18 protein-coding genes and 5 pseudogenes are annotated in these 23,343 nt (G+C 35.4%); 17 read left to right on the top strand and 6 right to left on the bottom strand.

The window, feature by feature from the left end:
* Positions 1–29: 29 nt before the first annotated feature.
* From QWZ06_RS01835 to QWZ06_RS01825, 3 genes and pseudogenes are all read right to left on the bottom strand, one after another.
* Positions 30–734 (bottom strand): tRNA1(Val) (adenine(37)-N6)-methyltransferase, encoded by a 705-nt coding sequence (locus QWZ06_RS01835; protein ID WP_290295451.1) that lies wholly within the window; start codon positions 732–734, stop codon positions 30–32.
* Positions 734–2,187, bottom strand: a pseudogene (locus QWZ06_RS01830) (ATP-binding protein). The gene QWZ06_RS01835 and the pseudogene QWZ06_RS01830 overlap by 1 nt, the downstream one beginning before the upstream one ends.
* 1 nt (position 2,188) lies before the next feature.
* Complete coding sequence (locus QWZ06_RS01825; RefSeq protein ID WP_290295450.1) at positions 2,189–2,773, bottom strand: riboflavin synthase; 585 nt, start codon at positions 2,771–2,773, stop codon at positions 2,189–2,191.
* 48 nt (positions 2,774–2,821) lie between these two features.
* On the opposite strand from QWZ06_RS01825, the pseudogene pdxA reads away from it, so the two are divergent.
* From pdxA to rocD, 10 genes and pseudogenes are all read left to right on the top strand, one after another.
* Positions 2,822–3,912 (top strand): annotated as a pseudogene (gene pdxA, locus QWZ06_RS01820) (4-hydroxythreonine-4-phosphate dehydrogenase PdxA).
* 84 nt (positions 3,913–3,996) lie between these two features.
* Complete coding sequence (locus tag QWZ06_RS01815) at positions 3,997–4,527, top strand: YceD family protein (RefSeq protein ID WP_290295449.1); 531 nt, start codon at positions 3,997–3,999, stop codon at positions 4,525–4,527.
* Positions 4,528–4,594: 67 nt separating this feature from the next.
* On the top strand, positions 4,595–4,798 hold the full coding sequence (gene rpmF / locus QWZ06_RS01810) for a 50S ribosomal protein L32 (protein WP_007843326.1): 204 nt from the start codon (positions 4,595–4,597) through the stop codon (positions 4,796–4,798).
* Positions 4,799–4,926: 128 nt separating this feature from the next.
* Complete coding sequence (gene accB / locus QWZ06_RS01805; protein ID WP_290295448.1) at positions 4,927–5,409, top strand: acetyl-CoA carboxylase biotin carboxyl carrier protein; 483 nt, start codon at positions 4,927–4,929, stop codon at positions 5,407–5,409.
* A gap of 98 nt (positions 5,410–5,507) precedes the next feature.
* A pseudogene (locus QWZ06_RS01800) lies at positions 5,508–6,409 on the top strand (acetyl-CoA carboxylase biotin carboxylase subunit); the annotation flags it as partial.
* 66 nt (positions 6,410–6,475) lie between these two features.
* A complete protein-coding gene (locus QWZ06_RS27695; RefSeq protein ID WP_353960000.1) occupies positions 6,476–6,862 on the top strand; it encodes a biotin carboxylase domain-containing protein in 387 nt (128 codons plus the stop codon).
* 146 nt (positions 6,863–7,008) lie between these two features.
* Positions 7,009–7,581 carry a Crp/Fnr family transcriptional regulator gene (locus tag QWZ06_RS01795; protein WP_290295447.1) on the top strand — a complete coding sequence of 191 codons (573 nt, stop codon included), beginning with the start codon at positions 7,009–7,011 and terminating at the stop codon, positions 7,579–7,581.
* Between the two features lie 77 nt (positions 7,582–7,658).
* Positions 7,659–8,780: an FAD-dependent monooxygenase gene (locus QWZ06_RS01790; RefSeq protein WP_290295446.1), complete on the top strand. Its 1,122-nt coding sequence runs from the start codon at positions 7,659–7,661 to the stop codon at positions 8,778–8,780.
* A gap of 109 nt (positions 8,781–8,889) precedes the next feature.
* On the top strand, positions 8,890–9,441 hold the full coding sequence (locus tag QWZ06_RS01785; RefSeq protein ID WP_290295445.1) for a YdcF family protein: 552 nt from the start codon (positions 8,890–8,892) through the stop codon (positions 9,439–9,441).
* Between the two features lie 366 nt (positions 9,442–9,807).
* Positions 9,808–11,058, top strand: coding sequence for an ornithine--oxo-acid transaminase (gene rocD / locus QWZ06_RS01780; protein ID WP_290295444.1), 1,251 nt, complete (start codon positions 9,808–9,810; stop codon positions 11,056–11,058).
* Here rocD and QWZ06_RS01775 read toward each other — a convergent pair.
* The gene (locus tag QWZ06_RS01775; RefSeq protein ID WP_290295443.1) at positions 11,055–12,140 is read right to left on the bottom strand and encodes a glycosyltransferase family 4 protein; all 1,086 of its coding nucleotides are present in this window, start codon (positions 12,138–12,140) and stop codon (positions 11,055–11,057) included. The two genes, rocD and QWZ06_RS01775, sit on opposite strands and share 4 nt — an antisense overlap.
* Before the next feature lie 5 nt (positions 12,141–12,145).
* On the bottom strand, positions 12,146–13,273 hold the full coding sequence (locus tag QWZ06_RS01770; RefSeq protein WP_290295442.1) for a glycosyltransferase: 1,128 nt from the start codon (positions 13,271–13,273) through the stop codon (positions 12,146–12,148).
* Between the two features lie 39 nt (positions 13,274–13,312).
* On the opposite strand from QWZ06_RS01770, the gene QWZ06_RS01765 reads away from it, so the two are divergent.
* From QWZ06_RS01765 to QWZ06_RS01750, 4 genes and pseudogenes are all read left to right on the top strand, one after another.
* On the top strand, positions 13,313–14,215 hold the full coding sequence (locus QWZ06_RS01765; RefSeq protein WP_290295441.1) for a glycosyltransferase: 903 nt from the start codon (positions 13,313–13,315) through the stop codon (positions 14,213–14,215).
* Positions 14,212–15,042 carry a glycosyltransferase family 2 protein gene (locus tag QWZ06_RS01760; RefSeq protein ID WP_290295440.1) on the top strand — a complete coding sequence of 277 codons (831 nt, stop codon included), beginning with the start codon at positions 14,212–14,214 and terminating at the stop codon, positions 15,040–15,042. The genes QWZ06_RS01765 and QWZ06_RS01760 overlap by 4 nt, the downstream gene beginning before the upstream one ends.
* Positions 15,043–15,263: 221 nt before the next feature.
* Positions 15,264–16,990: pseudogene (gltX, locus tag QWZ06_RS01755) on the top strand (glutamate--tRNA ligase).
* 49 nt (positions 16,991–17,039) lie between these two features.
* Positions 17,040–17,995, top strand: a pseudogene (locus QWZ06_RS01750) (acetyl-CoA carboxylase carboxyltransferase subunit alpha).
* Between the two features lie 57 nt (positions 17,996–18,052).
* On the opposite strand, the gene QWZ06_RS01745 reads toward QWZ06_RS01750, so the two are convergent.
* Positions 18,053–18,826 (bottom strand): DUF6759 domain-containing protein, encoded by a 774-nt coding sequence (locus QWZ06_RS01745; protein WP_290295439.1) that lies wholly within the window; start codon positions 18,824–18,826, stop codon positions 18,053–18,055.
* Positions 18,827–18,969: 143 nt separating this feature from the next.
* On the opposite strand from QWZ06_RS01745, the gene tsf reads away from it, so the two are divergent.
* The 3 genes from tsf to QWZ06_RS01730 all read left to right on the top strand — a co-directional run bounded on the left by tsf (position 18,970) and on the right by QWZ06_RS01730 (position 23,327).
* Positions 18,970–19,794: a translation elongation factor Ts gene (tsf, locus tag QWZ06_RS01740; RefSeq protein ID WP_290295438.1), complete on the top strand. Its 825-nt coding sequence runs from the start codon at positions 18,970–18,972 to the stop codon at positions 19,792–19,794.
* Between the two features lie 253 nt (positions 19,795–20,047).
* A complete protein-coding gene (locus tag QWZ06_RS01735; protein WP_290295437.1) occupies positions 20,048–21,520 on the top strand; it encodes a hypothetical protein in 1,473 nt (490 codons plus the stop codon).
* Complete coding sequence (locus tag QWZ06_RS01730) at positions 21,426–23,327, top strand: FIDD domain-containing protein (RefSeq protein ID WP_290295436.1); 1,902 nt, start codon at positions 21,426–21,428, stop codon at positions 23,325–23,327. Before QWZ06_RS01735 ends, QWZ06_RS01730 begins: the two co-directional genes overlap by 95 nt.
* Positions 23,328–23,343 lie beyond the last annotated feature (16 nt).

Here is a 23,343-nt window from a genome sequence, read left to right as displayed (position 1 = left end):
GTTAGAAAATACAGAATAACTTTTCTCTTCTAATTCCCACCCTCTTTAAAAACATGAAACTCTTTAGTGAGTTCAAGATATTGGTCCGAGTATTTTCTCGGACTTTTTTCTATAATAAACTCAGATTCCAGAAAGTCTATTTTTGTTGGAGAAAACTCTAAGACCAATCTTTTTGTTGGAGAATTTTCAATGCCTTTGACATTAATTTTCCTGACCAGAAAAAGATTATTTTCCTTAGCCATTAAAATAAAAGGTTCTCCTGCTTCCGCTGGAATAATCACTGAAAGACGACCATTTCCAGATAAAAACTTCACAGATTGAGCAATAAGCTGTCTGAAATTCAGCTCTACCATTTGACGTGCAATTTTATCTTTATCCGATCCGGATTCTTCAAAGTAAGGGGGATTTGAAACAATCAGATCAAATTTTTCTTTTGTTTCAAAAACTTTAAAATCCTGACGGATATTTTTGAGCCTTGCATGAAAAGGAGCATTTTCAAAATTAAGTTTGGTCAACATAGCAGCATCTTCATTAATATCCAATCCCAAGAAACCTGCCCGCAAATTCCTCTGAGCCAGCATTAATGAAATTAATCCTGTTCCTGTACCAACTTCCAAAACATGGAAAGCTGATTCAACACTCGCTAAGACTCCAAGCAAAACGCCATCTGTCCCTACACGGAAGACATCTTTGGATTGTTGGATCTCAAATTGTTTAAACTTAAAAGATTTCACTATAAGTTGGTAGGTAATGTAATAATGAATGTAGATCCCTTCCCTACTTCTGATTTCACTGAGATCTCTCCTTTATAATCTTCGATCATTTTTCTCACCATAGATAATCCAAGTCCCATTCCACTGGTTTTGGAAGTAAAGTTAGGTTCAAAAATCCTTTCATACATATTTTCAGGAATTCCGACCCCATTATCCTGAACAGAAACAATTACCCTTCGTTGATGTTGTTCTACATCTACATTGATAATCAATTTTCTTTCATCACTTTCTGCCTGCTTAGCATTGGTCACAAGATTTGTAATGATTCTGGAAAGATAAATTCTATCCATATTGATCATAATATTACTCTTGTTAGCATGCATGAAAATACTATCATCATTAAATACACGGAGAATATCTTCCACTTCCGTATTCAGATTGATGACTTTATTATTCTTTTCAGGAAGCTTGGCAAATTCTGAGAATGCAGAAGCCACAGTAGCAATCAGATCAATCTGATCCACCATTGTTTTGCTCATCTGCTTTACTCTTTCTTTGATATTCGGATCATCCGGATCAAATTTTCTTTCAAAATTCTGAATAGTCAGCTTCATTGGGGTCAATGGATTTTTCACCTCATGGGCAACCTGTTTTGCCATTTCCCTCCATGCTTCCTCTGATGCTTTAAACCTTAGCCTTTCTTTTTGATCCTGAATTTGCAGAATCATTCTGTTGTAAGCTCTTGCTAAAGCATTCAATTCATCATTTTTATAATATCTGATAGGACGCATTTCATTTTCAAATAATGTAATACGCGTAATCATATCAGAGAATTTCGTAATGGTTTTTGCCAGGCTATTGGATGTTACCCAGCTAATCCAGATACTAAACAGAATAAGAAATATATCAACTAAAAGAATATATTTTATATACTGATGCAGTACCTCCAGGTAAGCAGATTCATTATGGTATAAAGGAATATAAACGATACCTATAGGTTCCAATTCATTATTTTTCAACAAAAGATATGAAGAGGTAAGCTTAGCATCTTTGGCTGCATCATATCTGGTCATATCAACCCTGGCATCTGTAGACAGAATCTTGTTGATAATTTCCATCGAAAGCGTTTTCTGATCAATCAGACTTTCATCTTTATTGGAAAGCACATAGTTCCTCTTAGATCATAAATAACAATATCATGCTGGTTAATATCTGCAATCTCAAAGATCTTATTACCTAAAACCTTCGGTAGATCTTTCGTTTCTACCAATGTACGGCTTACAGCATAATCCAGATACCTCATTACAGCATTGGTTTTCTCCTGCATATCGATATTACTCTGCTGCAGGGAATTATTCCTCAACACAAAATAAGGAACCAGTGATGTTGCTACAACACTTAAAAAGCATACCAATAAGAAACCGAAAAACACACGGTTCCTTAAACTATATCCTTTATATTTATTTAACGACATCCTACTTTTTAATTAACCTAGCAATATACTTACCAATGATGTCAAATTCCAGATTTACTTTATCCCCAATTTTTAAGTGGTTCATATTGGTAAATTCCCAAGTGTAAGGAATAATAGCTACCGAGAATTGAGCATCCTCGCTTTTTGCTACGGTTAAACTGATCCCGTTTACAGTAATAGAGCCCTGAGGTACAGTTACAAAATTCCCGTCGGCTTCATATTTCATTGTAATAAAATAGCTTCCGTCTTTATTTTCGATTCCTACTACCTCTCCTGTTTTATCAACATGTCCCTGAACAATGTGACCATCCAGCCTTCCGTCCATTTTCATACAACGTTCAAGATTCACAACACTTCCCACTTCCCATTTTCCAAGGTTGGTTTTTTCCAGTGTCTCGTTGATTGCTGTTACTACATATTGATTGTCTTTAATCTCAACCACGGTCAAACAACATCCGTTGTGTGCAAGACTTTGATCAATTTTAAGTTCGTTTGTAAAAGGGCATGTCAGGGTGAAATCTATGTTGCTTCCTTTCTCTTCAATCCTTTCAATAACACCAACTGCTTCAATAATTCCTGTGAACATATTATTTTTTGCTAAATTTGTAAATTATAATCTTCAAAGATAATCAAAATGAGCCCAAAAAACCATATAGTACGAGTAGGAATTTCAATCGGTGATTTCAACGGCATCGGTCCGGAGATCATTATGAAGTCTCTGAAAGACAAAACCATTACAGATTTTTTCACACCTGTAATTTTTGGTTCGGGAAAATTATTCACTTATCAGAAAAACATTTTCAAGCTGAATCTGAATTTCAACTACGTTAATGAAGCTTCTCAGGCACAAGCCGGCAAGTTGAATATGGTGAATCTGACCAAGGAAAATGTGAATGTTGAGCTAGGTGTTCCTACTGAGGAATCTACTAAAATGGCTATTGATTCTCTGGAAGCAGCCACTGAAGCTTTAATGAGAGGAGATATTGATGTTTTAGTAACAGCTCCTATCAACAAAGATGAAATGGTAAAAATGGGCTTTAAACATGCAGGACACACTGGATATTTTGAAGAAAAATTCAGTAAAAAAGGATTGATGTTCCTGGTAACTGAAGACCTTAAAGTAGCCGTTTCTACTCACCACATTCCTATTGCTAAAGTAGCGGAGAACATTTCCAAGGAAAAGATCAAAAAACAAATCAGGGTATTGAATCAAACACTTATTGAAGACTTTTGTATTCAAAGCCCAGAATTGCAGTATTAGGATTGAATCCACATGCCGGAGACGGAGGAGTAATCGGAAATGAAGAAATTGAAATCATCAGCCCTGCCATTCAAGAACTTTCAGATAATGGGATTCTAGCATTTGGACCATTCCCGGCAGATAGTTTCTTCCAACCGAACAAGTACAAAAACTTTGATGCCGTGCTAGCCATGTATCATGATCAAGGATTGGCTCCGTTCAAAACACTGGCTTATGAAGAAGGAGTAAACTACACGGCAGGACTTCCATTTATCAGAACTTCTCCGGATCATGGAGTTGCCTATGATATTGCGGGGAAAAATATTGCCGATGAACAGAGCTTTATGGAATCTATTTTCACAGCAATTAAGGTTTTCAATAACAGAAGTGAATACAACGAACTGATGAACAACCGTCTCCAGCCGAGAAAAATGGTTGTAGACACTGGAATTGACGAAGATTTACCTGAGGAAACTGAAGCATAATCCGTTAAAACAGATTTTAAATTAATTTGTTTTAGATTTTATTTGTTATTATAAAAAAAATGCATATTTTTGCACACTCATTTTATGGACAAGTTAAGAAACTATGACGTAAGCTTTTCCGGACTTAAAAACGGAAAACACGAGTTCAAGTTTGAGATAGATAAAACGTTCTTTCAATTATTTGACACTGAGCAGGAATTTACAAATCCAAGAATAGGAGTACATGTCTTTTTAGACAAACACACTACATTTCTGGAGTTTGAGATTAAAATAAATGGTTTAGTTGAGTTGGTTTGTGATATCACAAATGAAGATTTTGACTATCCTATTGAGAATGAAATCAAAATTCTGGTGAATTTCGGGGAAGAATATGATGACAGCAATGAAGATGTCATTACAATTCCTACCGCAGAGCATGCTTTCAACGTAGCTCATTTGATCTACGAAAACGTTATGCTTTCTATCCCGATGAAAAAGATTTCACCGAATGTAAGTGATGAAGACATCAAAATTCTTGACCAGTTCAGTCCGAAAGATATTGAAGAAACTGAAGAGGAAGAACATGAAAGTGACCCGAGATGGGATGCTTTAAGAAAATTAAGAGACAATAATTAAATAGAATAATTTAAATATGATGAGATGATGAATCTCATCGCTCATCAATTAAAAAAGTTATTAGAAAATGGCACATCCAAAGAGAAGACAGTCGTCCACAAGAAGAGATAAGAGAAGAACTCACTACAAAGCTGTAGTTCCTCAATTAGCTAAAGATGCAACAACAGGAGAGCTTCACCTATACCACAGAGCTCACTGGCATGAAGGAAAACTTTACTACAGAGGTAAAGTAGTATTGGAAAAAGAAGTAGCTACTACTGAAGAAAACTAAGAGTCGCTTTTCGCTGAAAAAGCCTCATTTTAATACAAAAACCGCCCAATTTTGATAAAATTTGGCGGTTTTTTGTTGTTTTTTGCGTTTTTTTGGTATCTTTGACCCCAAAATCAAATATCAAATTTATGGACATTAAAGACATACAGAATCTTATTAAATTTGTATCTAAAGCTGAAGTTTCAGAAGTAAAATACAAGACTAAGGATTTCGAAATCACTATTAAAACTCCATTAGCTGGAAGCGAAGCTGTTTACGCACAACCTGCAGTATACCACACTGCTCCACAAGCAGTAGCTGCTCCGGCACCTGTTGCAACTCCTGCTGCTGCACCTGCAGAAAAAGCTGAGGCTGCATCTGATGATAGCAAATATGTAACGATTAAATCTCCAATGATTGGAACATTCTACAGAAAACCATCTCCAGATAAAGACGTATTCGCAAATGTAGGTGATGAAGTTTCTGTGGGTAAAGTAGTTTGCGTAATTGAAGCAATGAAGTTATTCAACCAGATTGAATCTGAAATCAGCGGGAAAATCGTTAAAATCTTAGTTGACGATGCTACTCCTGTAGAATACGACCAACCATTATTCTTAGTAGATCCATCTTAATTTAGAAGTTAGATGTTAGACATTAGGTGTTAGATTAAATTCTACATTAAAATAACATTATCTAATTTTCAAATTATCTAATTTTCAAATTGAAGAAGATGTTCAAAAAAATATTAATAGCCAATCGTGGCGAAATTGCAATGCGTATTTTACGTACTTGTAAAGAAATGGGAATCAAAACCGTAGCAGTATACTCTACTGCCGATAAAGATAGTCTTCACGTAAGATTTGCTGATGAAGCGGTTTGTATCGGTCCTGCGATGAGCAAAGACTCATATCTTAAAATCCCTAACATTATTGCTGCTGCAGAAATTACAAATGCAGACGCAATTCACCCAGGTTACGGATTCTTATCTGAAAATGCAAACTTCTCAAGAATTTGCCAGAAGAACGGAATCAAGTTCATTGGAGCATCTCCTGAGCAGATCGAAAAAATGGGAGACAAAGCTAATGCTAAGGCTACCATGAAAGCGGCTGGGGTACCTTGTGTGCCTGGTTCTGACGGATTGATCGAATCATACGAACATGCTGTAAAAGTTGCTGAAGAAACAGGTTACCCTGTCATGATCAAAGCAACTGCAGGTGGTGGTGGTAAAGGGATGAGAGCGGTTTGGAAAGCTGAAGATCTTAAAGAACACTGGGAATCTGCCATTCAGGAAGCTGTAGCTGCCTTTGGAAACGGAGGAATGTATATGGAAAAACTGATTGAAGAGCCTAGACACATCGAAATTCAGGTAGCTGGTGACCAATTTGGTAAAGCTTGTCACCTTTCTGAAAGAGATTGTTCTGTACAGAGAAGAAATCAGAAATTAACTGAAGAAACACCTTCTCCATTCATGACAGACGAACTTCGTGAGAAAATGGGTGATGCTGCTGTAAAGCTGCTGAATTCATTGGATATGAAGGGGTAGGAACTATCGAATTCCTTGTAGACAAGCACAGAAATTTCTATTTCATGGAAATGAATACAAGAATCCAGGTAGAGCACCCTATTACTGAACAGGTAATTGATTATGACCTGATCAGAGAACAAATTCTTTTGGCTGCAGGAACTCCTATTTCAGGGGTGAACTATTATCCTAAATTACATTCTATCGAGTGTAGAATCAACGCTGAAGATCCTTACGCAGACTTCAGACCATCTCCAGGAAAAATCACAGGATTAAACATCCCTGGTGGACACGGAATCAGAGTAGATACTCACGTTTATTCCGGATATACAATCCCTTCTAACTACGATTCAATGATTGCGAAAATCATCACTACGGCTCAAACCCGTGAGGAAGCTATTGCAAAAATGAGACGTGCTCTAGAGGAATTCTATATTGAAGGAGTAAAAACAACCATTCCTTTCCACAGACAACTGATGGATAATGAAGATTATCTTGCAGGAAACTATACTACAAAATTCATGGAGGATTTTGTAATGGACAGAAAATATGATAATCATTAAAATAATTATCATTCATATAAAAATAAGGCGCCTTTTTAGGCGCCTTATTTAGTTTTATACTATGTCTCCTCTTAATAACAGCAGGAAAAGTTATTTTTGCAGTTACAAAAGATAAAGTTTGTCGTATATCAACTAAAATAGAAGCGATGACACAAGCAATAAAAGAGAAATTAGCAAAAACACTTCAAATTTCAGTGGAGCGTGTGGAGGAATTTTTAGAAATTTGTTACATCGTGAATTATGATAAAAGCAAAATGATAGAACCTAAAAATGGGGGTTTTGACCGTTTGGGGTTCATTTTGAACGGCGCCGTCCGGATTTATTACATCAATGAAAAAGGCGAAGATATCAGCTATCTTTTACAAGTGAATGATGATGTTATTGGCGATTATGCAAGCTACATCACTGGAAAAAAGTCTTCGGCAGTGATACAAACTCTTTTAAAAACAGAAGTTTTATATTTTGATAAAAAAGATGTTGAGACATTAATTCAGAAAGATATCTTTTGGCTTGGATTAGCAAAACATATATCTGATTTAGCGTTTTTGGATGCGAAGCAAAGGCTAGATGAATTGTTTTTTTATACCCCTGAAGAACGTTATCTCAATCTCTTGAAAAAATCACCCGAGATTCTGAACAAAATTCCACAGAAATATATTTCGTCTTATTTAGGAATTACGCCACAATCACTGAGCAGAATCCGGAAAAGAATTTACTAATTCAAGAAATTACCTTAAGTGAACGTTTTTGGCTTTTCTGACTTTTAATTTTGCCTCATTATATAAATGTAATCACAATGAAAATAGCAATTATCGGTGGTGGAATTGGTGGCTTGACAACAGCTTTGGCCCTGCAAAAAAATAATCTGGACATTACCATTTACGAAAGTGCACCCGAGATAAAACCTGTCGGTGCTGGAATTATCATGGCCAATAATGCAATGCAGGTTTTTGACAAACTTGGCATTCGCCACAAAATCGAAAAAGCAGGTCACAAAATTTCAACGATTAACATTACTGATCCCCAGCTCAAAACCTTATCGAATGTACAACTGAGCAAATTCGAACATAAATATGGAGTATATAACATTGCCATTCATCGTGGCGATTTGCAGATGATTCTGGCTGAGGAAATTGGTTTTGAAAATATTGAACTTTCTAAGCGCTTATCCAAAATCGAACAGGAAAATGGCTACAAACTCACTTTTGAAGATGGAACTATCACTAATGCAGACGTTGTCATTGGTGCAGATGGAATTAAATCGGTAGTTCGGCATCAGATTTTAAACATGGGAAAAACAAGATCTTCCCAACAAAAATGCTGGCGTGGTGTTGACGAATTCGATTGGACAGCAAAATACGATCATCAAGCCTATGAAGCTTGGGGAAAAGGCAAACGCTTCGGTTTCGTGAGAATTAATGACCAAAAAGTATATTGGTACGCTGTGGTGAACGAGAACTTGGTTAAAAATCCGAATACTCTTACAGAACTTTTTGCCGAGTTTAATCCAGAAGTCCCCAAAATGATTTCCGAGACTCCTAAAGAAAAAATATTTGTTAGCGACATTATCGATTTGGAACCGATTTTTCAATGGCAAAAAGATCGCGTTTGTTTGATTGGTGATGCCGCGCATGCAACCACTCCTAATATGGGGCAAGGTGCTTGCCAGGCCATTGAAGATGCCTACATTCTCGGAAAGCTTTTTGGTGAAGGAATGAATGTGGATGAAGTTTTCATACAATACGAAAAGCTGCGTATGAAAAAAGCGCATTATATCGTTAACACGAGTTCAACCATTGGTAAAGTGTCTCATTATGAAAACAGGTTGGTAATTTGGCTTCGAAATACTTTATTAAAAGCAACGCCTAATTCCATCAACGAAAAGCAAATGGAAAAAGTGTTTGATATTTCGTACTAGACACAACTTATAATGTAATCGTTGAATAATAGCTATGAATTAATATAGTAAAAATAGATTTTGGGCCGGATAAATACAAAAGTACCTCTCTGATTTTAAAATAAATAATATGTTGAAAATTATCATCAAATATATTCTCATTGCAGGGCTTTCCTGGTTTATTATTCATTCTTTGTATATTACTTATGATGGATTTACAAATTCCAAACAGAAAGCAGATCTTGCAGTGGTCTTCGGGAATAAAGTAAACGAGGACGGAACACTTTCTCCACGATTAAAAGCAAGATTAGATAAAAGCATTGAACTCTATCAGAAAAAACAAATCAAAGAGATCTTGGTAAGTGGTGGTTTGGGTAAAGAAGGCTATTGGGAAGGCACAGAAATGAAACACTATCTGGTTAAAAACAATGTTCCAACAGAAAAGATCATTGGGGATAACTTTGGGGATAACACAGAAAAGACAGTTATCAACACCATTAAAATCACTGATAGTCTAAAATATAACAGGATAATTTCCGTATCACAGTTTTATCATCAGACCCGAATTAAAAAATTGTTCAAAGAACATGGTTTCAAAAATATTGAAAGTTCAAGTCCTGTCTATTTTGAAATAAGAGACTTCTATTCGGTTTTCAGAGAGTTTTTCGCTTATTATATATAACGTATTGATTTTTAAATCATTTATCTGTTTTCAACACTATATCTTTTATCCTTTTTATTTTTATCATGGCCAATGGGAATAGCATTCAAAATGATCATATGATTTAGATTATTTTAAGAATAATACTTTCAAAAAATCCTTTTAGCAAAGAAAAAACAATTACCTCATTTAGTTGAATAAAGCGCATAATAATAAGTTTACCATGATTAAAGATAGAATACCTACAACAGTTTATCCGCTAAGAAAATATTTTCCAATACAAGCTGTTTTGCCCCTAAAATACACTTCAATTACAGCCATATACTGGAGTCTATTTTTGTTGAATGATCTCATTAATATTATGTAAATTTGTCAAAAACCAACAATATGTCAACAGCAGAAACAACAAAAAACTCACAGTACTTTATTGACCTTGAAGACAAACATGGAGCGCATAACTATCACCCTCTACCAGTAGTTCTGGATCGCGGAGAAGGTGTTTTCGTTTGGGACGTAGAGGGAAAAAGGTATTATGATTTTCTTTCAGCATATTCTGCTGTCAACCAAGGGCATTCACACCCTAAAATTGTAGAAGCACTAGTAGAGCAGGCAAAAAAATTAGCTTTAACGTCAAGAGCATTCTACAACTCTAAGTTGGGAGAATATGAGCAGAAGATCACTACTCTTTTCGGATTTGATAAAGTATTACCTATGAATTCTGGAGCTGAAGCTGTAGAAACAGCGGTAAAGCTTGCCAGAAAATGGAGCTATGAAGTAAAAGGTATTGCGGAAAATGCTGCAAAAATTATCGTTTGTGAAAATAACTTTCACGGAAGAACCACTACCATCGTTTCTTTCTCTAATGATCCGGATGCTAACCAAAACTATGGCCCTTTTACTCCAGGATTTATCAAAATTCCTTACAATGATCTTACCGCATTGGAAGAAATACTTACCAGAGAAGCAGGAAACATTGCTGCCTTCCTTGTAGAGCCTATTCAGGGTGAAGCTGGTGTGTATGTTCCGGATGAAAACTTCCTTAAAAATGCATCCGAATTGTGTAAGAAACACAATGTTCTTTTCATTGCCGATGAAGTACAGACAGGGATTGCAAGAACAGGAAAACTGATCGCTTGTCATCACGAAAATGTACAGCCGGATATTCTAATCCTTGGAAAAGCACTTTCAGGAGGTATGTATCCAGTATCCGCAGTTTTGGCTAATGATGAGATCATGAATGTTATTAAACCAGGTCAACACGGTTCTACATTTGGTGGAAACCCGATTGCCTGTGCAGTAGCTGTAGCCGCATTAGATGTAGTAGCTGATGAAAAATTATCGGAAAGAGCAGAAGAACTTGGACAGCTTTTCAGAGCCGAGATCAATAAGCTGATAGAAAAAACAGGTCTTATTACAAAGGTAAGAGGAAAAGGACTTCTGAATGCAATTCTAATTAATGATACTCCGGAAAGCTCTACAGCATGGAATCTTTGTTTACAATTAAAAGAAAACGGATTACTGGCAAAACCAACACATGGGAACATCATCAGATTAGCACCACCATTGGTAATTACTGAAGAGCAATTAATGGATTGTGTAAAAATTATTGAGAAAACTATTCTGGAATATAAAGCTTAATTTTTCTTCAGAACAGATTCATAAAACTTAAGATAATTATTGGACATTGCGGTATAACTATATTGCTCTGTCCAATTTTTTATTTCCTGACTCATTTCTTTTTCATGGCTGCGATAAAGATTTATTTTATCATGAAATAGCTTAGCCATTGATTTCGGTTCAAAACTGTCAAAATAAAAAGCGGCATCACCACCAATTTCCGGAAGGCTCGTGTATTTCGAAAGGAAAACAGGCTTACCAAAAGCCATGGCTTCAATAGGCGGAATTCCAAAACCTTCAGCAATAGAAGGATGACACATCGCTTCCGAATGCTGAATCACGGCATATTTTTCTTCCTCTGAAAGGTTTTTAAGAAAATGAACTCTTTGTTCCAGATGTAATTCTTTGATTCTTTTTCTTACTTCATCCGCATAAGATGACTTTTCATCTGAGGCGATAAGTACTAGATCTTCTTCAATATAAGGAAGCATTTCAACCAAAGTCAGCTGATTTTTTTTATTGAAAAGTACTCCGATATTTAAAATATATTTTTTGTCTTTTAAATAATTGTATTTTCCTAGCTGATATTCTCTATGCTCTGGAAGATGAATACCATTGTGAATGACAACGACATCTTTAAGCTTAGTAAAAGTAAAAAGTTTCTTATTCTGAATAAAATCCTGTTTTGCGTATTCTGAAATACAGACAATGTAATCAGCATTTTTCACATTACTTCTCACTTTCCCCAACATCTTTCTTTTTTTGAAGTCGGTAAGATTTTCGTATAAAAAATTCAGGTCATGAAGAGTAACAATCTTTACCGTATCTTTATAATTTCTATGAAAATAAGAGGATAGCTGGTGGCTCACATGGATAAGGTCAAATTCTCCACTGAAACGCTCAAAAAAACGATGTGTTTTGTTCCAGTAAACACAATTCGGTGTAGGCTCGATTTTTTCAAGCTGTTCTTTTTTACCGAAAAAAAACATTTCAAACTTAGAATTCCCCTCTTGTAATCCTTTTGCGAGGTTTCTAAATACATTAGCTATTCCTGAATTGGGGTATCTTAGACGTTCGAGATCAATTAAGATTTTTTTCTTCATAAATTTTATAAAAAAATAGAATCAAGAATTTCTTTTTCTATTTTTGAGTTGTGGTTTTCTTTAAAATAACAAATACCCTGCGTTTTTATCTTTTCATAAAAGACATCATCACTCATTAACTGATGAATTGCTTTTGAAAATTCTACAGGATCCTGGCTTACTAAGCATCCGTTATTTTTTTTATTAATGAGCCCATCTACTCCTCTTCTGTTCGTTACTACCGGCAACCCATAAGATAAGGCTTCCAGTACTTTAATTTTCACACCAGTTCCGCTCAACATCGGACAAATGGCAATTTTTGCATGATTGTAGAACTCTTGTAAATCATCTACCATCCCATATTTAATGACATTTGGATAATCTTCTGCAATTGCCTTACCAATTTTACCGATGATATGAATTTTAACATTCTTCAGCAAAGGTAACACTTCTTTTAAAAACCACTGAATTCCTTTTATATTGTGTGGATTATCACTGGCCACGTAAATAATATCATATTTAAGCTCAGATTTCTGTCCATCAATATTTTCAGGGAATGAAACGGGCATCAAAGTAACCTTTTTATCGGTAAACTGATCAAATATATATTCTTCCTCTACTGAATAAGTCCATATATTATCATATTGCTTTAAAATGGAAATCTCATCCTGAAATAATTTTCCAATGGTACGCTTATGACGGCTTTGTGCGGTAATAAAATCATGGGTATCTATAATTTTATAGACACCGGAAGGAACTTCATTGATCAATCTTCCCCAAGTAGCATAACTTATTAGTACCACCTCAAAAGCTGAGTTCTTAATAATATCTGAAAATTCTCTCCTAAGAATATAGCTCGTTGTATCGATAGAATTTCTTTTAAATAGATAAGGTATTTTATACAGAAAAAGATATTTCAAAAAACTCTTTTTGTATTTTTTATCCAAAAGATGCAACTGAATATTCGGAAATTTTTTATGAAACAGGATCTCTTCTTCTTTTCTCCACATCCCCCAATCCCTTAACGAGACAAAAGTAACATCCAGATCCTTGTTTTCATTGAAATAAGAAAGCATATAATTAAGCCTGGTTGTATTTCCGGCCTTTCCAGACATCGGATTATCAGGCATAAAATAAAGCACTTTCTTTTTCATTATATTTATTATTTTTGCGGCTACAAATATGACTATTTAATGAGAGATATAAAAGAATTAATTATAATAATATTAAATTATAACTCTTCTAAAGAGATCATCAGACAGCTCTCAACACTTACCAATAAAGGAGAAATCAGCAATGATTCTTTTATTATTCTTGATAATAACTCCAACGATGGAAAAGAGTTAGAAGCCTATTGTAATACCCATCAATTTTTCTTTCATCAGATGGGAAATAACCTTGGATATGCATATGCCAATAACTGGGCCATTAAGCAGGCTATCGAATGGGGGAAAAAATATTTTTTCATTCTTAATCCGGATATCCATATAGATGCCTATACGATTGAACAGCTTTATTTAAAGTTAAAATCAGACCCTTCACTGGGAGTATTAGGGCCAAGATTACTGTATCATAGCAATCCTGATTTAATCTTTTCTGATGGTGGCCTGTTATATCCTAAAAAAGGATTTGAAGGAAATCATATCAATTTCCTAAAAAATGTAAAAGATGCAGAGCCCCAAGGAATGACTTACGACATGGCATATATTAATGGAAGTGCTATGATGTTTAAAAAGGAAGTTCTGGATGATATGGGATATATGGAAGCTGGTTTATTCATGTATTATGAAGAATCGGAATGGTGCTACAGGATCAAAAAGAGTAACCGATGGAAGATTGCGGTTGATACAGAACTTGTTGCGTATCAATCTGACAGTTCCAGAGGAAAAGTATATGAATACTATATGACCAGAAATAGAATCTGGCTCACTAAAAAATATTCCGGGAGTTTATTTTTTGTCATCCGGGAACGTATGATTGTTGCCCGCAAAAAATTCTTCTCTTCCAAAGGAAGCTTTAAAGAAAACATGTCATTTTCCAAGAATATCTTCAAAGGAATTATTCATGGATTAATCGGAAAAACAGGAAAATTATGAATGAAATCGTATCTATTATTGTTCCCTGCTACAATCAGGAGAAATATCTTGCTGAAACTTTAGATTCTGTTATAGCTCAGACCTCAGATGCCTGGGAATGCATCATCGTAAATGATGGTTCAACGGATAATTCAGAAGCGATCATCGATAATTATTGTAATAAAGATTCTCGTTTCATCAAACTTAATCAGGAAAACCAAGGACTTGCTGCCAGCAGAAATAATGGAATAAAAGCGGCAAAAGGAAAATACATTCTTCCTTTGGATGGTGATGATAAAATAGGAACTCAATATATAGAACTTGCTAAAAAAGAGTTTGAAAAAAATCCAAAGCTTACCTTAGTATACTGTAAAGCTGAGTTTTTTGATGCTAAAAATGAACCTTGGGATCTTAGAAAGTACGATTATGAAGCCTTATTATTTGCTAATCATATTTTCTGTTCCGGAATTTTCAAGAAAGAAGATTATCTGAAAACCTCAGGTTATGATACTCATATGAAATTTGGATATGAAGATTGGGAATTCTGGATTCAACTTTTAAAGAAAGGTGATGATGTTGTACAATTAGACTCTGTGCAGTTTTTTTACAGGCAAAGAGAAAACTCTATGTTAAAATCTCTGCAAGAAAGTAAAGCCAGACAGAATCAAATGGAAGGCTATATTTTCAATAAACATCGTGATCTTTATTCCAAAATTCTAGATTCTGATCTTTCTCTGGCTGAGATTCAAAATGTATTTCAAACCAGACAAACATTTAAAACAATAAAGAAGACTCTTACGTATAAAACAATATATAAGCTTGAGCGTGCGATAAGATCTCTTTTCTAGAAAAATATTTACATACCTTACAGTACATTAAATCTCTTTCATTTCATGTGGGGATTTAATGTATTTTTTTACCATCCACGATAGGTTTTTCTGAAATGTTCATTGCTTATACATCTCTTCCATCAATACAATGGAAAAATTTAAGATTCAAGAACAACTATCCGTTATAATTGTATCACAACCGTATAATTTTAAGTAAATTTGCAAAAATTTTAATTGAAATGGAGAAAGTAAGAGTACGTTTTGCTCCAAGTCCTACCGGACCTTTACATTTGGGAGGCGTAAGAACCGCATTATATGATTATCTTTTTGCTAAAAATCAAGGGGGAGAATTTGTATTAAGAATTGAAGATACAGATACCGCAAGATATGTAGAAGGAGCTGAAGAATACATTGAAGAAGCTTTAGAATGGTGTGGAATCATCCCTGATGAAAGTCCTAAGAAAGGAGGAAAATTTGCCCCTTACAGACAATCTGAAAGAAGAGATATCTATGACAGATATACTGAGCAGATCTTGAAAACAGATTATGCTTATATGGCATTTGATACTCCGGAAGAATTAGATGCAGTACGTGCAGAATTCGAAGCAAACGGAGAGGTTTTCTCTTATGATAATAAAACGAGAAACCGTTTAAAAAACAGTCTTGCTCTTTCTGAGGAAGAAGTTCAGAAATTATTGGATGAGAAAACGCCTTATGTGGTAAGATTCAAAATGCCTGTAGACAGAGTATTGAATCTTGAAGATATCATCCGTGGAAAATCTGCGGTTAATACCAATACGTTAGATGATAAAGTTTTGGTAAAAAATGACGGAATGCCAACGTATCACTTCGCCAACATCATCGATGACCACGAAATGGAGATCTCTCATGTTATCCGTGGAGAAGAATGGCTGCCATCTTTAGGATTGCATACTTTATTATATGAAGCAATGGGTTGGGAAGCGCCACAATTTGCACACCTTTCTTTGATTCTAAAGCCTGATGTTTCGGCATTAATCAATAAAGATAATATCGACGGGATCACAAAATCTTTTACAGATGAATTTGTGGCAAAAAATAGCCAGTTCTCTTTCGAAGAGTCTGCTCCTATGATCAAATCCTTCTTTGCGGAAGTAAAAAGCCCTAGATTCAAATCTATGCTGGGCGAAAATGATAAAGATAATCCATTAACGGCTGCTGTAAAGCAATTTTTAAAGAAAGGACTTTCAGGAAAATTAAGCAAAAGAGATGGTGATAAATTCGGATTCCCGGTATTTCCACTTGATTTCAAAGATCCTGCAACAGGTGCTGTTTCTAAAGGATACAAAGAAACGGATACCTTCCAGATGCATTCATCAATATGGTAGCATTATTAGGATGGTCTCCGGCAGATGATAAAGAAGTTCTTCCTTTGGAGGAAATGGCTAAAGAATTTGACCTTCATAAAGTACACAAGGCAGGAGCAAGATTCAGTAAAGAGAAATCGGAATGGTTTAACCATCAGTATATTCAGATGAAATCGGATAAAGAACTTCTTGAGATGCTTAAAAATTCAGACCTTGATCTATCCAGTGCTTCTGATGAAAAGCTATTAAAAGTAATTCCTCTGATGAAAGAAAGAGCTACTTTCCCGAAAGATATTTATGAAAACGGAAAATTCTTCTTTGAAGCACCTATCTCTTACGACGAAAAAGCATCAAAAAAAGCATGGAATGACGAAACATCTGCTATTTTAGGAGAATTAGCTACCACATTTGAATCTACAGACTTTACGGCAGAAACATTAAAGCAGGCAATGCATGATTTCGCGGAAAATAAAGGTTTGGGGATGGGTAAAGTCATGATGCCACTTCGTTTAGCCTTAGTAGGAGAATTGAAAGGCCCAGACGTTCCGGACATTCTGGAAATCATTGGAAAAGAGGAAAGTACCTCTAGAATAAGCAATGCTATAAATAATTTTAAATAGAATTACCATAATTTTTCATACATTTGAAAGATTTAATTTACTTCAAGAAATGGAATATTTAAGTTTCGAACTTCCTATCAAAGAATTGATGGATCAATACCAGACGTGTTCTTTAGTAGGAGAAGAAAGTGGTGTTGATGTAAAATTAGCATGCAGCCAAATTGAGGACAAGATTTTAGAAAGAAAAAAGAAATCTACAGCAGTCTTACACCTTGGCAAAGAGTACAACTGTCCCGTCACCCGGATCGTCCTTATACATTGGACTATATCCACGGAATGGCAGACAAAGGCAGTTTCTTAGAACTTCATGGAGACAGAAATTTCGCTGATGATCCGGCAATGATTGGAGGATTGATTACCCTGGATGGTCAGAGAGTAATGATCATAGGGACTCAAAAAGGAAGAACAACTAAGGAAAGACAACACAGAAGATTTGGAATGCCAAATCCTGAAGGATATAGAAAAGCTTTACGATTAATGAAGCTTGCTGAAAAGTTCAATATCCCTGTAGTAACTTTAGTAGATACACCGGGAGCTTACCCAGGATTGGAAGCTGAAGAAAGAGGACAAGGTGAAGCTATTGCAAGAAATATTTTTGAAATGGTTCAGCTGAAAACGCCAATCTTCACTTACATCATCGGAGAAGGAGCCAGCGGTGGAGCATTAGGAATAGGTGTAGGTAATAAAGTATATATGTTGGAAAATACATGGTATACGGTAATTGCACCAGAAAGCTGCTCTTCTATCTTATGGAGAAACTGGGATCACAAAGAAGATGCTGCCAATGCATTAAATCTTACTCCAAAAGATGCTTTAAGAGAAAAGTTCATAGATGGAATTATTGAAGAACCCCTTGGAGGCGCTCATTATGATCAAGAGACCACTTATTTGAACTTGAAAAATTCTATTTTACAAAATATCAAAGCTTTCTCCAAATTTACAGGACAGGAGCTTGAAACCCAAAGACAAGATAAATTCATTGCGATGGGTCAGTTTAAAGGATAAAAAAATAAAAAGGTTAAGAAAATTTCTTAACCTTTTTTACTTTAGTTTTCTTCTTTATCAATCAGCAATATTGAGAGCAATCTCAACATCCTGAGTAATTTTCTTCAGAGAAGAATATTTCGCATCACACACCATTGTGGTCAATATATATTCTCCTTTATCAATCAGAATAAAGTTTTCCCCTTTCGCAGGTACACTTAAATTATAATATTTTTTACCATTTATTTTCACAATCAGATTGCAGCTTGATCTGTTTTTAATATTTATATATGCTTCATTTTTGTTGATATCATTATTAAAAAGATGGGTAAGCATGGCTGCTGTTTTCTTATTGGCTTCACTAGGTTCGGATTTAGCTGAAGAACCTGCGCTTTTTACAGTACCGGCAGAACCTGCAGAAGCATAAGTGGCCAGCCTTTCTTCTTTCAGAGCAGTGATGGCATTATTTACTTTATCGGTATTCTTTGTATTATTTGTAGTGGACGGTTTGTTGGCTGCTATTACTTTTCCACTGTTCAGCTCATTATTTTTAACAATATTTTCAATTTTCTCTTTACTGATCGGTCTGATCGTAGGTTTTGCTTCAGGTGAATTATCTGCCATGATAATATCCATCAGCCTTTTTTTAAAATAATCGGTTCTTGCATGTCCTGGATTTTGCTTAATGAAACCAGCAATCACTCTTGTTTCCTTAGAAGTTTCAGCTTCCTGCTCTGTATAAATAATCACCGTTTCTTTTTCTACAACGGCCTTAGATTTTGTTTTTTTCTTTTTTTGAGAAAAACCAAGGGAGAAAACGCATATAAACAGGAGAAAGAAGATTTTTTTCATTAATCAAATCTTTAAAATAGTATTAAATATATTAATAACGTGAAAAGTCATTTTTTAGTTTATCATTAAAATCATTATCTTTGCACTGCTCTAAAATTAAGCTAAAAATTAATACTAATCTTAAATAAAAAATAATAGATATTATGTCTTATACACCAGTTGCTGCAGACGTAGCTAAATTAAGAAACCAAACAGGTGCAGGTATGATGGACTGCAAAAAAGCTCTAGTTGAAGCTGAAGGAGACTTCGAAAAAGCGGTAGATATCCTTAGGAAAAAAGGACAAAAAGTTGCTGCTAACAGAGCTGACAGAGAATCTACTGAAGGTGCTGTAATCGCAAGAGTAAACGAAGATAACACTTTAGGTGCTATTATCTCGTTAAACTGTGAGACTGACTTCGTTGGTAAAAACGAAGCTTTCATCGAGCTAGCTTACGAATTAGCTGAAATGGCAATCTTTGCTGCTACTAAAGAAGAATTATTAGCTACAGATTTCCACGGAATGACTGTTGCTGATAAATTAATTGAGCAGACAGGTGTTATCGGTGAAAAAATCGAAATCGGTACATTCGAAAGAATTGAAGGGCCATTCCTAGGCGCTTACATCCACGCTGGAAACAAAATTGCTGCAATCACTTCTCTTTCTGCAAAAGTAGACGGAGCTGACGAAGTTGCTAAATCTGTTTCTATGCAAGCTGCTGCGATGAACCCAATCGCTCTTGACGAAACTAAAGTTTCTCAGGAAACTATCGACAAAGAATTAGAGATTGAAAGACACAAACTTACTGAAGAAGGTAAGCCTGCAAACATCATCGACAATATCTTGAAAGGTAAAATGCAGAGATTCTACAAAGACAACACTTTGGTACACCAGGACTTCATTAAAGATTCTAGTATCTCAGTTGCTGATTTTGTAAAATCTGTAAATGCAGATCTAAAAGTAACAGGATTTATTAGAGTAAGCTTATAATCCGGCTTTTAAAAATATATAATCCCGATGATTTTTTTCATCGGGATTTTTTTATGCCTAAATATCAATCAATATGAACACAAAATGACGTAAATTTTAAATATTCAACAATTATGTAATAAACGGGAATTCCAAGCTTTCTTTAATATAAAATTGTGATTATTAATACTTAAATTTGCGGCCCTTATAGTAACGCATGAAAAAATATCTACTCGCTTTTTGCACATTTTTTTACTTATTAGCTAATGCCCAATTGGATACCGAACATTGGTTTGCTCCTATGGCAGCAAAAGCTGATGTTAACCAGCTTCAGGGCTTTCTCTACCTGTCTACAGATGAAGCAACCCCATTTCCTGTACAGGTTTTTAATAACAATACACTCTATACGACAGTACAGGTAAGTAAAAACAACCCTATAGAGGTATCAATCCCTAACAACTTTCTAATTGCAACTACTCAGTCACAATTATTTACCCCAAATTCAATGGGGCTTAATGTAAAAGGAACGAAGAAATTTTTCGCTAATTACAGATTTTCACTTAAGAACCAAGCAGAGATCCTTACTTCCAAAGGAGCTGCAGGTTTAGGAACTACTTTCTATGCAGGTATGGCTCCTATTGCAGGTTCTGCAACTTATATGAATTCTACAATTGGAGTTACAGCAACAGCCAACAATACAACTGTAGAAATCTCAGGATATGATCCTACACTTCTTTTTTCAAATGGGACTACTTCTCTAACAAAAAAATTCACTCTTAATAAAGGGCAATCTTATATTCTGGATGTTGTAAGTTCTCAAAAGACGATCAATAAAACGGGATTAATCGGAGCTAAGATTACTGCCTCCAATCCTATTACGGTCACGAACGGAAATTTCAATGGAGCATACGTCAATGTAACCAATAATGACGTGTTGATGGATCAATCGGTTCCGGTAGATAGACTAGGAAAGAATTTTGTAATGGTAAAAGGTAACGGAGGACTTACATCACAGATGGAAAGTGCAGTCATTGTTGCCACAGAAAATAATACCCAGATAACCTTTAATGGAACCGGAACTCCTGTCGTACTTAATGCAGGAAAATACTATCTTGTACCCAGTAATAAATATATACATCAGGGAAATGGCCATTATAATATGAATATTTCTGCCACCAAGAATGTATATGTATATCAATTATTATCAGGCGCTACAAGCGGAAATGAATTTGCGTCTGGAGGAATGAACTTTATACCTCCTGTAAGCTGCTTCATGCCCACAAAAATAGAAGAGATCGGTTTTATCAATAAAATCGGAAATGATACTTTCACTACCAGATTGAACATCATTACACAAAAAGGAGCCACTGTAACCGTAGGTGGAAATTCTATTGCTGCAGGAAACGGACCTTACCCAGTAGCCGGAAATCCAGATTGGGAAACCTATTCTATACTGGGAGTATCGGGAAATATTACAGTTAATTCAAACAAACCTGTTACAGCAGGTATTGCTGCAGGAAACGGAGCTGTAGGATACGGAGGGTATTTTGCAGGATTCTCTTCCGTTCCGGTAATTACAAAAACCGGAGATTGTTACAATGGAGTTCTTTTACAGGTAGAATCGGGCTATGATGATTATAAATGGTATCATAATGGGGTCGAAATCCCAGGAGCCACAACCTTCACGCTCAATCCTAATCCAACAGGTTCTGGAATCTATACCTGTAAAATCACTAAACAATTGTGAGACCAGACTTACTGCAGAATACGATTATACAGTATGTCCGCCTATTACAACAACAACTTATGATATTGGTTCATGTAATACTCAAGTCATTACTCCTGCATTTACAAGCTCTGCACAAACTATAGACCCTGCTCATACAAATATTATTGTACAACCAACGAAAGGAACTGTTGCCATTCATCCTACTACAGGGCAAATCACGTATACACCTAATCCGGGTATGACTGCAGACACTATAGATACTTTCACCTATTATATTCAGGGAAATGGAAATCCGGCTGCATTTGAATATTTTACAATTGTAGTAAATACCCACATCCTTGTAGTAACGAATGATGTTATGTCTTCCTGTCCGGCAGCCAATGGAGATGGTACTTACAACTTGAAGGTAGCCAATGTAACTTCAACCCCAGGAGCAACAGTAACTTACTTTACCAATGCCAATCTAACAGGCCCTATTGCCAATCCGGCAAACTATACAGGTCCAGCAGGAGTTGTATACGCAAACGTAACATCTTACGGCTGTTCCAAAATAGGAACTATTACTTTAAACACATTCCCTACTCCTGTTATCAACACTACTAATTTTAATGCTAATAGTTGCAGTAATGAATCGGACGGAAATGTACATATAGACTTTAACAATGTTACTCCACAGATTGTTGCTAATTCAGCTCTTTTTACCGTAACATATTATCTTAATCAGGCTGACGCCATCAACGGAAATAGTAATACGCTTCCTTCAAACTGGTCTTATTCTGCGAATACAATAGTGTATGTAAGAGCGACAGGTAATGTAGGAGGTTGCCCTGCAGTTCTTGGGCAAATCAACTTTACAGTAGGAAATAAGGTTTCTTTGATTACAAATAATGCTAACGCTGATGTCTGTGATAATGATTTGAATGGTTCAGAAAATGTAAATCTAAATGATTACAAAGGTTTATTCACTGTTGATCCCAATGTTATCTTATCATTCCATACTTCTGCTACTGATGCTCAGACAGGAAACAACCCTATCTCAGCAACGCAGATCTTGACTTCTTCTGGAGGAGTTTATCATGTAAGGTTCCAAAGCACTACAGCATGTGCCAATACAGGAATTTTAACTCTTACTTTAAAAACACCTAAAAAATCTAACACTCTTCATGATCAGATCGTTTGTTCGAATGACAAGATTCTTTTGGATGCAGGAACCGGATTTACATCTTATCTATGGAGTAATGGAGCAACAACCCAAACTATTACGGCTTCTGTTGGAAACTATTATGTAGACCTTGGATTTAACGGATGTGTATACCGCCAGCATGTAAAGGTTGCTACAGCACAGGCTCCTATTATTTCAAAAATAGATGTTTCTGGTACTACAGCTACTGTTTATGTAACAGGTGGAACCCCTCCTTATAGATATTCATTAAATGGTATTGATTACCAATCCTCTAATGTCTTTACAGGTTTATCAAGAGGTACTCATACTGTATATGTACTAGCCTCTGACGGATGTAGACATGTAACCAAAGAATTTCTGGTTATTAATCTTATCAATACAATCACTCCTAACGGTGATGGAATTAATGATATCCTGAACTATTCTGAATTAAGAATAAAACAGAATGTATCAATTGAAGTTTCGGATCGATATGGAAACTCAGTCTATAAATCTTCTGATAAAAATTATATCTGGGACGGAAAATCCAATGGCAGAAATCTTCCTACTGGAACTTATTGGTATGTAATTAAATGGATCGAACCAGATACTCAATTACAAGTTTCACACTCAGGATGGCTTTTAATTAAAAATCGGGAATAATTTTTAACTTTTATTT

The sequence above is a fragment of the Chryseobacterium tructae genome, from assembly GCF_030409875.1.
In the GTDB taxonomy this organism is placed as follows: Bacteria; Bacteroidota; Bacteroidia; order Flavobacteriales; family Weeksellaceae; genus Chryseobacterium; species Chryseobacterium tructae.
The sequence above is the reverse complement of the archived record's forward strand: the minus strand, read 5'-3'. Positions and strand labels throughout refer to the sequence as shown.